Genomic DNA, 14,469 nt, shown 5'->3' with positions numbered 1-14,469 from the left:
ACCTTTGGCGTTATTGTTCGAGCAGGGCGCAAGAATAGTTGCTGCCCGCTTCGTTGCGCGAGGTCTTTCCAGGGTGTGTACGAAAATCTTCGGTTTGATTGATTTTTGTACACATCCTCGCTCGGTCAACGGTTGGCCTGTGCTCGGCATCGGCGATGGATTATGCCGGGGAACTTGTGTTTTGGCTAAGGCGGTCGTTTCAATGGATTCAAAAAGCACCGGAGGTCAGGTTTGAAGTGTGTGTTACAGATGATGTTGTACGCGGTAATGACGCTGGGCGTGGCATTTCGTGCCCAGGCCGGGGAGCCCGTACTGGTTTTTCCACCCATGACGGGCAGTGTTGTGGATGCAGCACAGATGCTCGACAGTCAGACGACCGTGCGTCTCGCAAAACTGCTGCGTGCCTACGAACAGACCACCGGTGAGCGAATAGTCGTCGTCACCCTGGCAGATCTGCAGGGCGCGACGATCGAAGAGTTCGGTTCCCAACTGGGTGATGCCTGGGATCTGGGGCGCGGAGGCAAGGCCAACAGCGCTCTGCTGGTGGTCGACCGTGAGAAGCGCAAGGTGCTCATGGAGGTCGGCTCCGGCCTTGAAGACCGTTTGAGCGATGCCCAGGCGTCGCTCATCATCAATATGCTGGTCACGCCCGAGTTCAATGACAGTCGGTTTGCCACCGGCATCGAACGCGGCGCTCAGGCGATGATCACCGCATTGGGTGGTCAGGTCCCGGATTATCCGGAACCTGCGGCCCGGCTGGCGGTTTATGAAGAGCCGACAGGCGACTTCAGGGTCTGGCTGACGGCGATTGTTATGACCCTTGTTGTACTGCTGATCGTATTCGTCAGTATTCGACGCTCAGTCGGGCGTCTTTGTCTCAGTGAGCAATCTGCCCGCCGTAGCGGCGGACGATTCGATGGCGGTGGTGCCTCGGGCAATTGGTAAATGACCGGTTCGGGAAAATGAGAAAGTCATGGCTTTATTGAACAGAGAAGAACAGCGGCAAGTGGCAGAGGCGATCGATCGCGTCGAGCAGCGCACCGATGCCGAACTGGTGACGGTGCTGGCCGCTCGCGCTGACGACTATGCCTACATGCCGCTGATCTGGGGAGGTCTGCTGGGGCTCTTGCTGCCAGGGACCGTCAATTACTGCCTGCAATGGCTGAGTGCCGATGAGTTGATGCTGGCGCAGATGACCACGTTCATTGTGGTTGCGCTGATCTGCCGTATTCCGCGCGTGACCGCGCATCTGGTGCCCGCTTCGGTGCGCCGCTGGCGGGCGGGCAATCTGGCGCGGCGTCAGTTTCTGGAGCAGAACCTGCACAAGACCCACGACGGAACCGGCATTCTGGTTTTCGTCAGCGAAGCCGAGCGCTACGTCGAGATTCTGGTTGATCACGGCATTGCCAGCCGCCTGCACGACGATACCTGGAAGGCGATGGTCGATGTTTTCACCCAGCAGGTCAGAAACGGGCAGACCCTGCAGGGGTTTTTAGGTTGCATTCATGCCTGCGGCGAGTTGCTGGCCGATCATGTGCCGGTGACCCACGGCAGGAATGAGCTGCCCAATCGGCTGGTTGTATTGGGTTGAAAAAAGGCAGGTAACGATGAACACGTTTACCTGCCCACAGGCGTTCAGCACGACTCAGACGTTGCGATCAACGCTGTAGATGGACTTCATGTAAGCGCTGAGCTGATCGACCTGCTGATTGACGAGTGCCGTATCCTCGACTTTCGATAAATCGTTTTCCAGAAAGCGGTAGAGCGAATCACTGAGCTTTCTGGACTGCTGAACCCAAATCGTCCTGTTATTGTCGAGGCTGGCCAATGTCGCCAGTTCTTCCAGTTTTCGAGTAATCGCCTTCACCTCTTTTTGCGCGGTCTGGGATTCTGCCAGCAGTTTGTTGTAGCGGTTGCGCAGTTGGTCACGCTTGGCGATCAGGTCGGAATATTTGAGTGCGCTGCCGAGTTTGCCAAGCAGCGTCTGCAGTCGACCGATTCCGAGTTGCAGCGCCATGAGGTGCGGCGAGGGAATGGCGATTGCGGACAGCTCTTCCGTGGTAGGCAACGCTTCCTTGAATACGTCTGCCAGGTTGTGCTGCTCGAATGTCTTGACCGTTTCATCCAGCAGACGACGGTCTTCCGCCTCCGTGTCCATTTGGGTTATCTGTCCGGCAGCCTGTTGATTGAAGCCGTTGAGTTGCCTTTGCAGTGTCTCTGTCAGGTTGCTGTCCACGAGTTGCAACCTGATCTGCTGAAGTTCGTCGGTGGTGCGTGCAATGGCCTGAGCGGCATTGGCCAAAACCCTGTTCAGCTCCAATGCCTGACGAACCCGCTGGGCATTCAGCAGCGTGAGTGCCTGGTTCTTCTGCTCATCGCTCAGGCTCTGATCCGCTTCTATCTGCTGTTGCTTCTGGTCGATGGCCGTATGGCTGAAGGTTTTCAGCTGTGCGGTGATCGTCGCCAGGTTGTCCACAAATTGCGAATCAGCGGCATTTAGGGTCGCTTTCAGAGGCGGTAACTTCTCTTTCATGGCAGGCAGGAAGTCGAGCTTCAAAGACGTAATCTGCGTATGAATCTGTTGACGAGCCGCGTCCATGAGGGCTCTGTCGGGTGCTGCAAAGGGGTCAGCCTGGGAGGCATCAGTGTTCATCATGTCCATATCCTTATGGTTATTTGCTTTGTTGGTTTGAAAACTCGTCCAGTGCCTGTTCGAAGGTCAGCAGCAGGTGGGTGGTAATGCCCTTTATCTCTTCCCATGGAGTCACGACACTTTTGAACTCCAATACAAAGTCCAACAGTGTTTGATCGTCGCTGATATCGGCCAGTCGCGTGGCAGCGTTATCGACATACTTGGCCAGCATGGTCCAGAGATCCTGCAGGTTGACTGCACTCTGATGAGCATCCAGCATGCGAATCTTCATGTCTTCGAACAGAATTTCCAGATTGCGTATGGCCGCAGCGAGTGGACGTTTCTGTCCGAGCATTTCCAGCCGGGCCTTCTTTTCTTTGATCAGCCGGTTTTTCTCCTTGCGGATCGCTTCAGCCTGGGCGCCAAAGATGCTGTCCGTCACAATAAGCCCGACAAGTCCGCCCAGTAGTCCCAGCGTGATGTGAGTTCTGGTGGTCGAGTATTCCTGATGCTTCTGATCAATATCGACGGTCAGGCGATCAATCTCTTTTTCAAGCGCGATCAGATCCTCGTCCAGATCCGATCGGTTGGCCAGCGCCACTTTGTCGTTGATGACAGGCACGAGGTCGACGGTCAGCGTGTGCGCAAACTGCTTGATATCTTTGGCCAGTTTCTTTGACGCTTTTCGATGCGCCTCCATCTGGACTGCGATTTTTTTCAGCATTTCAGCCAATGACAGGCACACTGTTTTATCTGTTTTTGTCAGCGGAGCAGGGGAGAGGCTTCTCACTGTTTCAATGGTCAGATCGTCAACGGTCAGCTGGAGTTGCCTGGCGAGTTCCATTTTGTCGACGTAATCCAGAATCTGTTTGCCCTGATTGGAAAACTCTCCGGCAAACAGATCAAGGTCGAAACCCTTGGCTTTTATATCAACCTCGATGGCTGACCAGCTTTGGGCGTGTTGGTTGATTGCGCGGTAAGTCAGCAAAAGGTCCTGAGGTTCAAGACCGGAAATGCCACTGTGTGCAAACCCCAGTTGTTGTTTTACCCGCTCCAAGGTGTTGGGCAGGTTCAAACTGTGTCTTTCGTAACGCTTGATACTGAGAATGTCTTCTTTGGTCAGAATAAGCGCGGTCGCCCGGCCATTGTTTTTTTCATCTTCCACCAGGGCCCTCAGGAATTCGGTGGGCGTTATCGTGAGCTTGGGTTTTTCAGGTACTTCAGATTTACTCTTCGGGTCATGCATGGTGCACGTTCCTTGTGCAGTTTCAGTAAGGGCTCACTCGACGGTTGTGCGGTACTCCTTGAGTGGGCGTGTTTCACTGTAACGGCCTTTTTCGGCTGTTTAATATATTTGTATAGTGACAGGCGATAATTTCGTTTTTTACAGTCGCGGCGCGGCCGTCGCCTCTGGAGCGTTCATGTCAGAATTGAAAATAGTCATGCCTGACACCCGCCGGCACGCTTAAAATGTACGCCTGACTTTTACGAGTCCCTGCGGGGACGCTTGAGGCACCCTTCGATGTCCGTGACACCCACCGCTTCAACCTCTGCCGCGCAGGACCATCGTGCGCAATTTCTCGGTCTGCTCGACACCAGCCTGTCCCAGAATTCGCTGATCAAGCTGGTGCTGGCCAAATACGTGGGCAGTGAGGCCGAGTTGCAGCGGGTCATCATCAAGCCGTTGACGGTCCGCGAGCAGCCGTGCCTGTCTTTCGTATACCGCTACAAGACCCGCGACATCACCAAGAACTTCCCGCTGGCCGACGCCGTGGATGTCATTGCGGGCCTGATTCCCGAGTCGTTCAAGAACGCGCACCTGCTGTCGCTGACCGATGAGGTGCAGCTGGAATTCAGCAAGAAAGGCAAAAGCACGCTGTTCAAGAGCAAGGCGCAGCAAGAGCGGGAGGCGCCTGCTGCCGGGCACGACCGCGAGAAGAAGCGCTACCTGGAACTGACGCGCCCGTTCCTGACCGATCTTGGCGTGACCAGCCGCCAGCATGAGCTGATCCCGGCCATGTCGCGCAAATGGAAGCAGATCAACAAGTTCATCGAGGTGTTTTCGCACGCCCTGGCGTCTTCGCCACTCAAGCTGGATCAACCGGTCAAGGTCGCGGATTTCGGTTCGGGCAAGGGCTACCTGACGTTCGCCATCCATGACTATCTGCGCAACACGCTGCAGGCACAGGGCGAGGTGACGGGTGTCGAGTTGCGCGAGGACATGGTGACCCTGTGCAATAACGCAGCGGCACGTCTTGAACATCCGGGGCTGGTCTTCAAGCACGGCGATGTGCGCACCGTTGCGCCAAGCGAACTGGACGTGATGATCGCGCTGCACGCGTGCGACATCGCTACCGATTACGCCATTCATATGGGTATTCGCTCCGGCGCGTCGATCATCATGTGCTCGCCTTGCTGCCACAAACAGATTCGGTTGCAGATCCAGAGCCCGAGCCTGCTCAAGCCAATGTTGCAGTACGGCCTGCACATGGGGCAGCAGGCCGAGATGGTCACCGACAGTCTGCGCGCTCTGTTGCTGGAAGCCTGCGGCTACGAGACCAAGGTGTTCGAGTTCATTTCGCTGGAGCACACCAACAAGAACAAGATGATCCTGGCAGTCAAGCGCGCCGAGCCCGTCGATCCGGCTCACCTGCTGGCGCGTATACAGGAACTCAAGACGTTCTACGGCATTACCGAGCAGTGCCTGGAGACCCTGCTTCGGGCGGATGGTTTGCCTGGCTGACGGCTCGATAGATTTGGCGCTCAGCGGCGGGCACACACCGTTCACTCGGAGCTGCGCCGTCTGCAGCAACATCTGCGGTCGGCGCACGAATTCTTTTCATACGCCGTCCCCTGATTAGTCTTACAGCATCGAACGATAAGGTCTGCACATGGACATGCTTCGCCCTTACCTTCTTGCAGACAGAGATGTCTGTCTGAAAATTTTCGACTCCAACACGCCACGCTTTTTCGACCCGTCCGAGCGCGACAAATTTGCCCGGTTTCTGCTCGACCCGGTGGGTTCCTATTTTGTTCTGGAACGCGATGGCGAAGTTCTCGCTTGCGGCGGGTATCTGATGCTCGCCGATCCGGCGATGGCCGAACTCACCTGGGGCATGGTGGCCGGGAATCAGCATGGCAATGGTCTGGGTCGATTCCTGACTCTGGCGCGGCTGGAACTCATGAGGCCGCTCCCGAGCGTAACTCACGCTTACATCAACACCAGTCAGTTGGTTCAGGGCTTTTACAGCGGCCTGGGTTTTTCGGTGACTCGCCTCAGACATGACGGTCATGGCAAGGGTATCGACAGCGTCGAAATGACGTTGGAGTTGTAACAAAAGAAAACTTATTTATTGAGCAGATACTCTAAAAATCACTATTTGCTCGGCCAAAAGTTGGACGGAAACGTTACAGCTTTCAATAATTTGTACAGGAATAGAGACGGCATTACGTAGCGGGTGTTTTGATAAATATTTATGTGGAACGCCTGCGGACACTCGCTCTCTGAATACCGTCCATTACAAATTATATGAAGCAGGCAATCATGAACGCATACAGACTTTCAACGCTTGAAATCAAGCACATGGTCGAACAGGCGCTGTTACCTCATCGTTGCACCTGGGAGGCTGCCGAGGGTGATTCCTTGACATTGACTCTGATCAACCCCCAGAACCCGGACCACGCCATTTGTGTGACGGGAATCAAACTCGATCTGATGGTATCGAGTCGCGCACTGTCGGAACTGGTTGGCGAAGCGCGCATGCTGATCTCCATGAACGAGAATCCGGTCGCAGGTCTGGGTTACCGACAGGCGTCTGCCAGGCACTGGTAACAACGCCGGCCATGGTGAGTCCGAGAATGGGTGATTCCTGAGCCACCCGCGTTCGGAAGGAGCGATCACCGCCGGGTAAGAACGCCTTTGGAAGCTGCAAGTGTGGATGATCGGTTATCCACACTTGAAGGGGGCGGGCAAGATGTCAGCGTGACGGGATGTTTTTGACGTCATCCACAATAAAACGTGGCAACAGGTCGACGTAGAAGTTTTCCACGCCAGCGTTGCTCTTGTTAGTGAAAACGCTGGTCGCCGTCCTGAGATTTTGCCATTGGCCAATGGCTCCGCCGGGCTACAGTTCGGTTTTCGCCTGACCAAAATGCAACACTTCCCCGGCTGACCGGCTCACTGAAACCTCATAACTGAAATCGACACTGGCGAGGATTATGGTGTCGTCCACAATGTGCGATATCAGCCCGCCCTTCGAGTTACTCAGCCGACGTTGTACACGCTGTCGACATCCAGCAGATAATCGGCGCTCCCCTTGGTGGCCGCCTACCGTAAACTGTCTCCCGGCCCCTGGAGGCAAGTGCGTTCAGTCGACAGGTTGTCCCTGCTTCCTGTGAGGGTTATCATCCCGTCGGTCAATCTGTGATCTGACGAAGGAAAATACCTTGTCCCGTTCCAACTGGCTGCCTACGCCGCCTTAGCGCTACGCCCCCCTCGCAACACCCTGGCCGCTCTCTGGTTGCGGTCTCTTTCTGCTGTGCCTGATTGTTGGCCGCAGCACATCATTCAACACCACTGAAAACAGACGCATCTGCATCGCCCAGCGCCCGCCGCTGCGCGTCATGCCGTGCCTGCATGGGTGAATCAATGCTTGAAAATATCAAGGCTGCCTGGCTATCGAATGTCCGGGCCGACGTACTGGCGGGCCTCGTGGTTGCGATGGCCCTCATTCCCGAAGCCATCGCTTTTTCCATCATTGCCGGGGTCGATCCCCGTGTCGGGCTTTACGCCTCTTTCTGTATCTGTACGGTCATCGCGTTTGTAGGCGGTCGCCCTGCGATGATCTCCGCTGCCACCGGTGCGATGGCGCTACTCATGGTGAATCTGGTCAGGGACCATGGGTTGCAATACCTGTTGGCTGCCACGCTGGTCTGCGGGGTTTTGCAGATCGTGGCGGGTTATCTGCGGCTGGGCGAACTGATGCGCTTCGTGTCGCGTTCGGTCGTGACCGGCTTCGTCAATGCGCTGGCCATCCTGATCTTTCTGGCGCAACTGCCGGAGCTCACCAACGTCACCTGGGTGGTGTACGCCATGACGGTCGGCGGCCTGGCGATCATCTATCTGCTGCCACGGATTCCGGTGATCGGCACGCTGTTGCCTTCGCCGCTGGTGTGCATTCTGGTGCTCACCGCGATATCGGTGTTCATGGGGCTGAAGATTCACACGGTCGGCGACATGGGGTCGTTGCCCGACAGCCTGCCGGTCTTCCTCTGGCCGGACGTGCCACTGACGCTCGATACGTTGCTGATCGTGCTGCCGTACTCGGCGGCGCTGGCGGTTGTCGGGTTGCTGGAGTCGATGATGACGGCCACCATCGTCGACGACCTGACCGACACGTCCAGCGACAGGAACCGCGAGTGCAAAGGGCAGGGCGTCGCCAACATCGCCAGCGGACTGATCGGTGGCATGGCCGGTTGCGCCATGATCGGTCAGTCGATGATCAACGTGAAGTCTGGCGGCAGAACCCGCCTGTCCACGCTGAGTGCCGGTGTTTCGCTGCTGGCGATGATGATCTTCCTCGGTGACTGGCTGGCTCGTATTCCCATGGCAGCGCTGGTCGCGGTGATGATCATGGTGTCCATCAGCACCTTCAGTTGGGGCTCGATTCGCAACCTGCGTCAGTATCCGCTCTCCACCAATCTGGTCATGATTGTCACCGTCATTGTGGTCGTCGCCACGCACAACCTTGCCTATGGGGTCGTAGCCGGAACGCTGTTGGCGGCAATGTTTTTTGCCAACCAAATGGCTTATTACCTCGATGTCAGCTCGAAGCGGGATCCCGAGTACAGCCACCGCACCTACTACGTCACCGGCCAGGTGTTTTTCGGTTCCGCAGACCGATTCGCTCGCTCGTTCGATCTCAAGGAATCGCTCGGCACCCTGACCATCGACCTGAGGGACGCGCACTTCTGGGACATCACCGCCGTGGCCGCGCTGGACAAGGTGGTGTTGAAACTGAGAAGCGCCGGTATCGCAGTGGATGTGATTGGCATGAACAGCGCCACCGCCACACTGGTGGACAGATTCGGGGTTCATGACAAGCCGGGAGGGATCGATTCATTAATGAAGCATTGAGATTTTTGGGCTTGAAACCGGCAAACGGGCAAGCCCTTTTTCTGCCCCAGCGTTGGGCGTAGCCCGGAAATGATGTGTTTTTTCGCACTCCAGCGGTGCTGTTACAAATTTAAAGTCCATAAATACAACAAAAACAACATTTTCCACTTGACGGTTTTTACCACCTGATCAGTAATGCGCTGGCCTGGGCGATATGCCCACGACTTGCCGGAGCATCCACATTGATTGAGTCAAAGCGCTTCTCCATGCCCACCGTGATTCAGGCCCGCGAGCAGTTGGACGCGGGAGCGATCACGTCTGTGGCATTGGTCGAAGCGAGCCTTGAAGCGGTCAAAACCCACAATCACACATTGAATGCATTCGGTGATGTTTATGCAGACGCTGCGCTTGAACAGGCGCGTCGTCAGGATGACGAGGCGGGCGGCGGCCGCATTCGCGGGCCGCTGCACGGCATTCCGTTCGGCATCAAGGATCTGTTCTCCACGGCAGGTCTGCGGACCACCAAAGGGTCGTTGACCAGTCTGGACACTGTCCCGCTCAAGGACGCGCCCATCATTCAGCGCCTGAAAAGCGCAGGCGCCATCATTCTCGGCAAAACAGCGACCACCGAGTTCGGCTGGACGGGGGCGAGCACCTCGCGGCTTTTCGGCAACGGTCGTACACCTTGGAATCCGACGCTGACCAGTGGCGGCTCCAGCTCGGGGTCTGCGATTTCGGTTGCGGCGCGAATGGTTCCAGCGTCTCTTGGGTCGGACGGCGGCGGGTCGGTGAGAATTCCCGGTTCGTTCTGCGGAATATTCGCCCTCAAGGGGTCACTGGGACGAATTCCCACATGGCCATGGTCCGCGACCGAAATGCTCAGCCATGCAGGCCCGATGACCCGAACCGTACGCGATTCTGCGCTGTTGTTCGACATTCTTTCAGGGCCGCATCCGCTGGACCATCAGGCGCTCCCGGCACCCACAGAATCTTATCTGGCCCGCTGCGACGAGCCGCTTGGTCCGCTGCGCATCGCTTACGTCCCGACGCTGTTCAACACGCCTGTCGATCCGGTTATCGCGACCGTAGTCGACGCTGCTGTCGAAAGGATCGCCGCAAACCTGTCAGTAGACGTGAGCACCCTTGCGCTTGATTGGCCGGACCCGTTGGCCACTTTTGAAACGCTATGGGTGGGCGGGCGCGGCATCGTATACGGGGGTGCGCTGGCGGACCGACTGGAAGCGCTGGATCCCGGTTTCGCCCGGCTGATCGCGCAGTCGGCCCGCTACGATCTCGCTGGTTATCTGCGTGCCGTCGAACAGCGTGCCGCTTTCGCCAGTCGGGTACACGCGCTGTTCGACGATTACGATCTGCTGATCATGCCGACACTTCCCGTTCTGCCCTTTGATGCCGATGAAGTCGCACCGGCCGACTTCGCTGATCAGGAAGGCGCCGTGCCATGGGCTCGCTGGACGCCCTTTACCTATCCCTTCAACTTGTCGGGAAACCCGGCGGCAACCATTCCCTGTGGCTTTGCCCCGGGCGGGCTGCCCATCGGTCTGCAAGTGGTCGGACCGCGCTTCGCAGAGGGTGGTGTTCTGCAATTCTGCGCGGCCTTCGAGGCGATTTCGCCCTGGGATCAACATTTGCCACCGATGCTTGCGCAATGAGCACGCCCGACATGAGCAGCCATCAGCAGCTGAAGACAGATGGGTACACTGAACGCCTTTCTTCACAACGGAATGTCAGCCCCATGCTCAATCAGCCTCGTCTGGACGAAATCATGCGCCTGTTGGCCCAGCAACAGCGAGTCAAGGCGTCCGAGCTCGCACAGTCGCTTTATGTGTCGGAAGAGACCATTCGCCGCGACTTCAAGTATCTGGAAGAGATGGGCAAGCTGCGGCGCATCCACGGCGGAGCGATTCTGCCGCAGTTGAATGACGAGCCGCCGTTGCAGGTTCGCAGTCGCATGAAACCGCAAGCCAAGGCGAGTATCGCCAATAAGGCGGCAGGCTTGATTGCTGATGGCATGGTGCTGTTTCTGGACACCGGCACCTCGACGCTCGCACTGGCGCAAACGCTGTCCCGATTCAGCCGCTTGAGGATCATCACCAACTCGCTGGACATCGCGCAGGTGGTGACCCATCAAAGCGACAACCAGGTACTGGTCGCTCCCGGAGACGTGCGCCGCAACGACAACGCATTGATCGGCCCGCACACGCTGGCGTTCGCCAGCCAGTTCAATTACGACATCGCGTTCATGGGCATCGGCGCCATCGATCTCGAACAAGGCCTGATGGATTACCACGAGCCGGAAGCCATGTTGCGGCGCACGCTGGTCAAGCATTCCCGGCAGCGTGTGATCCTCGCCGACGACGGCAAGTTCGGTCACCGGATTTTTGTTAACACCCTGCCGTTCAGTGCAATCACAACCCTGGTCACGAACCGTCCGCTATCGGCTGAGTTTACGGCTCGCCTGGAGAGAGATGATGTCGACATCCTGTACGCATGACTTGCTGACGCCAGATGCAGCCGACCATGCCCGGTTCGAAGCGCTGTTCGCAGAGAGCTCGGCCATTGGTGCGACACCGGCGGGTGGTTTGCATCGGCTCGCTGCATCAGTCGAGGACGGTCAGGTTCGCGACCTGTTCTGCGACTGGCTCAGAACGCATGACTTTGAGGTTCGCATCGACTCCGTGGGCAATATTTTTGGCCTGATGACCTTCGACCCACATGCGCCGTATGTGGTGTGCGGTTCGCACCTGGACAGCCAGCCAAGTGCCGGTCGATTCGATGGCGTATACGGCGTACTCGCCGGTGCTGTGGCGGTTGCCAGCCTCGGGCGACAGATGCGGGAGCGCGGAGAAAAGCCGGCCTGCAATCTTGCTGTCGTGAACTGGACCAACGAAGAGGGCGCACGCTTCCAGCCGAGCCTGATCGGCAGCGGCGTGTTCACCGCCTCGCTGAGTCTTGAGGACGCCTGGAACAGTTGCGATGGCGACGGCATCAGCCTCAGGCAGGCCTTGCAGGATATCGGTTATCTGGGCAACGGCCCGGTCGACCTCGACATTGCGGGCTATGTGGAAATTCATGTCGAGCAGAGCACCGCGCTGGAGAGCCGCAAGCTGGCGATCGGTGTTGTCAGGGAAACCTGGGCCGCGTTGAAACAACGCATTCGTTTCGACGGCGAGCAGAACCATACCGGGCCAACGCCCATGGCCGCGCGCCGCGACGCAATGCTTGCTGCCGCACATGCCATCGTCGCGGTTCGTGCGGAAGCCGACTTGCATGGGTTGCAGATGCACAGTTCGGTGGGCCGCGTGGAAATCTGGCCGAACTCGCCCAACGTGGTGCCGTCCCGCGTGTCGCTGCTGGCGGAACATCGCTCGCGAGACACTGAACTGCTGCGTGCCGCTGCCGAGCGCCTGGACGCCACATTGCATGAGATCGCCGACCGGACCCAGACCCGTTTCGAAATCGAAAGCAGCGTACTGCGCGCTCCCGGTGTGCTTCCTGACGGCTTCGCCGAACTGGCACATGCAGTGGCGAACGAATTGGGGCTGCCTATCACCGACAGCGCAACCGTGGCCGGTCACGATGCGATCAGCATGAACAGCAAATACCCGGTCTGCCTGTTGTTCATCCCCAGTCGTAACGGCCTTTCGCACAACGAAGCCGAGTACACCAGCGACGAGGACATGCACAACGGTTTGAAAATGCTGACTGCCTTGCTTCATCGCGCCTGCACGGCGCCGGATTCCTTTCGCTGAGGGCAGACCATGTTCAAAGAGCGCGCACCGCTGGATCGTCTTCACAGTGCATTATCGGAAGCGGGGTTAGGCGACAACCTGAATGTACAGGACGGACCGTCGGGCATTGCCTCGCCGTCCAGGCTGGCCACCGAGTGGCTGGGTTATCACGTCACTGACGGCCAGACCGCCTGGTACGCAAAGGTGTTGCAGGCGGACATGACACCCTTGATTGATGTCGAGCGCAGTGTGCAGGCCAGCGAGTGTGCCGGTCTGAGCGGAGCAGCACCTCGCCTGATCAGTGCAGACAGCGCCAGCGGCGTGCTGATTTTCGAATCGCTGAGTCCGACAGACTGGCGCTGTGCCCGGCTGGACGAGCTCATCGCGCCGGGGCGGCTTGAGCGGTTATGGGATCTGAAACGCACGGTTCATTCAGGCGCAGTGCCGGATTCCATTCGCTCGCCGATGGATGATCTGCAACGCCTGCGCGTGTTGTGCACGCGGGATCGGGTTGTGTTGCCGCCAGAGCACGCGTGGATCGACCGATGCGTCAACATGGCCTGGGATGCACTGCAAAACCGGCCTTTTCATGCGGTGCCGATTCACGGCGATGGCGTTACCAGCAACGTCATGGTGGCGCGGGACGGGAGTCTGAAGCTGGTCGACTTTGATTACGGCGGTTGCATGGATGCCTGGTACGACGTCGCCATTACCTTGAACGAGCTGTTTTCGTTCGAGGCGCAGTGGCGCGAAGGCATCGAAGCGTGGGCAGGAGAATGCCTTGAAGTGGATTACGCCGTCTGCCGTCTGTATGCGCTGATCAACGACTGGTACTGGACGCTGTGGGGGTTTTGGGCGGGCACGGTGTCTTCCCGGTCGCTCGAGTTTTCCAAGCTCGGGCAATGGACCTTTTTGCGCTGTTTGCAGAGCACCCGGGATCCACGTCTGGAGAGTTGGCTGCGTCAGGTTGAGGAGTCGCGCGCATGAACGTGTTGGGAGAGGCCATGAATATTCATGAACAGCAACTTGAAGCGGCGGTGTCCAGCATCAGCCAGTGGCGCGGCAAGCGGATCACGTACAGGCCGGTCAGCGGCGGCATTTCCAACACCAACTGGCGTGTCGAAGTCGAGGGCGCCGATACCGCGTATTTCTTCAAGATTCCGGGTGCCGGGACCGAGATGTTCATTGATCGCCGCACGGCTCACGACGCCAGTGTCGCCGCAGCGGCGACAGGATACGGCGCGCCGGTGTTTGCGTTTCTGGAAGAGTTCGGCGTCGAAGTGTTCGAGTTCATGGAAGGCTGGCGGGCGTCGTCGAACCTCGATTTTCTGCAGCGTGATGTACGCCATAACGCACTGCTCGGGCTCAAGGCATTCAATGATCAGGCGCTGCTGTGTCAGACCAAGACGGTGTTCGACATGATTGCCGAACACCAGACTCAGGTGGCTGAACTCAACGCCTTGAAACCCCAGGACGGTGCCTGGTTATCCCTGCAATACGAGAGGGCGAAATCTGCATTGCAGGCCTCAGGCATCGATCTGGCGCCGTGCATGAATGACACGCTGGCCGGTAACTTCATGCTCAACGACCGGCAGCACGTCAGGCTGGTCGATTTCGAATACGCGTCCAATAACGATCGGCACTACGAGTTGGCGCTCTGGTTTGGCGAAATGTTCTTCACCGACGAGGTGGAACTTGAATTGGTCGAAGACTATTTCGGCCGCGTCGACACCCGGACGCTGGCCCGGATCAAGGTCAATAAAGCGCTGGCGGATATCAAATGGTCGACCTGGGCAATGGTGCAGCATGCCGTGTCGCAACTGGACTTCGACTTCTACAAATACGGTGCCTGGAAACAAATGAGGGCGCGCAACGCAATCAACGATCCGCGCTGGGAAACCTGGCTCAGACAGGTCTGAACCTGCGTATTACAAGACCCGACAACCACAAGATCGGGCTATCGGCGGCAACTC

General features: G+C 57.8%; 13 protein-coding genes. 11 read left to right on the top strand and 2 right to left on the bottom strand.

Annotation, left to right across the window (positions count from 1 at the left end; all coding sequences use genetic code 11):
- Positions 1 to 252 precede the first annotated feature (252 nt).
- Positions 253 to 945, top strand: coding sequence for a TPM domain-containing protein (locus JTJ32_RS20465; protein ID WP_210043138.1), 693 nt, complete (start codon positions 253 to 255; stop codon positions 943 to 945).
- 28 nt (positions 946 to 973) lie between these two features.
- Positions 974 to 1,591 (top strand): TPM domain-containing protein, encoded by a 618-nt coding sequence (locus JTJ32_RS20460; RefSeq protein WP_099226206.1) that lies wholly within the window; start codon positions 974 to 976, stop codon positions 1,589 to 1,591.
- 54 nt (positions 1,592 to 1,645) lie between these two features.
- On the opposite strand, the gene JTJ32_RS20455 is transcribed toward JTJ32_RS20460, so the two are convergent.
- Together JTJ32_RS20455 and JTJ32_RS20450 are read right to left on the bottom strand one after the other, a co-directional pair.
- Complete coding sequence (locus JTJ32_RS20455) at positions 1,646 to 2,656, bottom strand: alpha-xenorhabdolysin family binary toxin subunit B (protein WP_210043117.1); 1,011 nt, start codon at positions 2,654 to 2,656, stop codon at positions 1,646 to 1,648.
- A gap of 16 nt (positions 2,657 to 2,672) precedes the next feature.
- On the bottom strand, positions 2,673 to 3,878 hold the full coding sequence (locus JTJ32_RS20450; RefSeq protein WP_210043116.1) for an alpha-xenorhabdolysin family binary toxin subunit A: 1,206 nt from the start codon (positions 3,876 to 3,878) through the stop codon (positions 2,673 to 2,675).
- A gap of 276 nt (positions 3,879 to 4,154) precedes the next feature.
- Between JTJ32_RS20450 and JTJ32_RS20445 the strand changes: the two genes are divergently transcribed.
- From JTJ32_RS20445 to JTJ32_RS20405, 9 genes are all read left to right on the top strand, one after another.
- Positions 4,155 to 5,375, top strand: a complete 1,221-nt coding sequence (locus tag JTJ32_RS20445; protein WP_210043115.1) for a class I SAM-dependent methyltransferase — start codon at positions 4,155 to 4,157, stop codon at positions 5,373 to 5,375.
- A 148-nt stretch (positions 5,376 to 5,523) separates the two neighbouring features.
- Entirely contained in the window at positions 5,524 to 5,967 is a 444-nt protein-coding gene (locus JTJ32_RS20440) for a GNAT family N-acetyltransferase (RefSeq protein WP_210043113.1), read from the top strand.
- Positions 5,968 to 6,176: 209 nt separating this feature from the next.
- Positions 6,177 to 6,464: a DUF1652 domain-containing protein gene (locus JTJ32_RS20435; RefSeq protein ID WP_184320995.1), complete on the top strand. Its 288-nt coding sequence runs from the start codon at positions 6,177 to 6,179 to the stop codon at positions 6,462 to 6,464.
- A gap of 816 nt (positions 6,465 to 7,280) precedes the next feature.
- Entirely contained in the window at positions 7,281 to 8,768 is a 1,488-nt protein-coding gene (locus tag JTJ32_RS20430; RefSeq protein WP_210043111.1) for a SulP family inorganic anion transporter, read from the top strand.
- Between the two features lie 245 nt (positions 8,769 to 9,013).
- On the top strand, positions 9,014 to 10,417 hold the full coding sequence (locus JTJ32_RS20425) for an amidase (RefSeq protein WP_236059382.1): 1,404 nt from the start codon (positions 9,014 to 9,016) through the stop codon (positions 10,415 to 10,417).
- 83 nt (positions 10,418 to 10,500) lie between these two features.
- Positions 10,501 to 11,259, top strand: a complete 759-nt coding sequence (locus JTJ32_RS20420; protein WP_099226197.1) for a DeoR/GlpR family DNA-binding transcription regulator — start codon at positions 10,501 to 10,503, stop codon at positions 11,257 to 11,259.
- Entirely contained in the window at positions 11,237 to 12,517 is a 1,281-nt protein-coding gene (locus JTJ32_RS20415; RefSeq protein WP_210043109.1) for a Zn-dependent hydrolase, read from the top strand. Before JTJ32_RS20420 ends, JTJ32_RS20415 begins: the two co-directional genes overlap by 23 nt.
- Before the next feature lie 9 nt (positions 12,518 to 12,526).
- Positions 12,527 to 13,483 carry an aminoglycoside phosphotransferase family protein gene (locus JTJ32_RS20410; RefSeq protein WP_210043108.1) on the top strand — a complete coding sequence of 319 codons (957 nt, stop codon included), beginning with the start codon at positions 12,527 to 12,529 and terminating at the stop codon, positions 13,481 to 13,483.
- On the top strand, positions 13,480 to 14,415 hold the full coding sequence (locus JTJ32_RS20405; protein WP_210043107.1) for a choline kinase family protein: 936 nt from the start codon (positions 13,480 to 13,482) through the stop codon (positions 14,413 to 14,415). The genes JTJ32_RS20410 and JTJ32_RS20405 overlap by 4 nt, the downstream gene beginning before the upstream one ends.
- Positions 14,416 to 14,469 lie beyond the last annotated feature (54 nt).

The sequence above is a fragment of the Pseudomonas alliivorans genome, assembly GCF_017826695.1.
In the GTDB taxonomy this organism is placed as follows: domain Bacteria; phylum Pseudomonadota; class Gammaproteobacteria; order Pseudomonadales; family Pseudomonadaceae; genus Aquipseudomonas; species Aquipseudomonas alliivorans.
Note: the sequence above shows the minus strand (reverse complement) of the source record. Positions and strands in the feature narration are given on the sequence as shown.

Bases quoted from the DNA above. Each gene is read 5' to 3' on its own strand.
- JTJ32_RS20430 (WP_210043111.1), top strand. From the start codon at position 7,281: ATGCTTGAAAATATCAAGGCTGCCTGGCTATCGAATGTCCGGGCCGAC.
- JTJ32_RS20460 (WP_099226206.1), top strand. From the start codon at position 974: ATGGCTTTATTGAACAGAGAAGAACAGCGGCAAGTGGCAGAGGCGATC.
- JTJ32_RS20405 (WP_210043107.1), top strand. From the start codon at position 13,480: ATGAACGTGTTGGGAGAGGCCATGAATATTCATGAACAGCAACTTGAA.
- JTJ32_RS20425 (WP_236059382.1), top strand. From the start codon at position 9,014: ATGCCCACCGTGATTCAGGCCCGCGAGCAGTTGGACGCGGGAGCGATC.
- JTJ32_RS20445 (WP_210043115.1), top strand. From the start codon at position 4,155: ATGTCCGTGACACCCACCGCTTCAACCTCTGCCGCGCAGGACCATCGT.
- JTJ32_RS20450 (WP_210043116.1), bottom strand. From the start codon at position 3,878: ATGCATGACCCGAAGAGTAAATCTGAAGTACCTGAAAAACCCAAGCTC.
- JTJ32_RS20455 (WP_210043117.1), bottom strand. From the start codon at position 2,656: ATGATGAACACTGATGCCTCCCAGGCTGACCCCTTTGCAGCACCCGAC.
- JTJ32_RS20415 (WP_210043109.1), top strand. From the start codon at position 11,237: ATGTCGACATCCTGTACGCATGACTTGCTGACGCCAGATGCAGCCGAC.
- JTJ32_RS20465 (WP_210043138.1), top strand. From the start codon at position 253: ATGTTGTACGCGGTAATGACGCTGGGCGTGGCATTTCGTGCCCAGGCC.
- JTJ32_RS20440 (WP_210043113.1), top strand. From the start codon at position 5,524: ATGGACATGCTTCGCCCTTACCTTCTTGCAGACAGAGATGTCTGTCTG.
- JTJ32_RS20435 (WP_184320995.1), top strand. From the start codon at position 6,177: ATGAACGCATACAGACTTTCAACGCTTGAAATCAAGCACATGGTCGAA.
- JTJ32_RS20410 (WP_210043108.1), top strand. From the start codon at position 12,527: ATGTTCAAAGAGCGCGCACCGCTGGATCGTCTTCACAGTGCATTATCG.
- JTJ32_RS20420 (WP_099226197.1), top strand. From the start codon at position 10,501: ATGCTCAATCAGCCTCGTCTGGACGAAATCATGCGCCTGTTGGCCCAG.